This is a genomic window from Streptomyces sp. BE303 (assembly GCF_036290945.1).
In the GTDB taxonomy this organism is placed as follows: Bacteria; Actinomycetota; Actinomycetes; order Streptomycetales; family Streptomycetaceae; genus Kitasatospora.
In genome coordinates, this window is the sequence record NZ_JAQYWZ010000897.1 from 1 (window position 1) to 328 (window position 328).

Here is a 328-nt window from a genome sequence, read left to right on the forward strand (position 1 = left end):
CGCCGCACCCACCTGCGTGTCCGGGTTCACCCCCGACGTCTGCAGACCCGGAACACCATTCGTCTCCTCCCACAGATCGAACACACCACCCGCCAACGGCGCCGCCGTATTCGCATCCGTCTTCAACACCCGAACCTCACCCGTCACCGGGGGCTGCGGCAGATCAGCAGCCGTCACCTGCACACCGACCGAAGCATTCGCCGGAGTCAGAACCAACGGACCGAACACCGGCGAAGCAGGCAACTGATACCCGGGCGGGGCAGCCGTCTCACGCCAGTAATACGTGCCGACCTCCACCGTCCGAGAACACAGACCATTCGCACCCGTC

Annotated in this window: 1 protein-coding gene; it reads right to left on the reverse strand. The window is 65.2% G+C overall.

Features of this window, described 5'->3' with window-relative positions; genetic code table 11:
- The coding region (locus PUR56_RS34970) for an MSCRAMM family protein (protein WP_443034610.1) at nucleotides 1-297 on the reverse strand (297 nt) is incomplete at its 3' end.
- Nucleotides 298-328 lie beyond the last annotated feature (31 nt).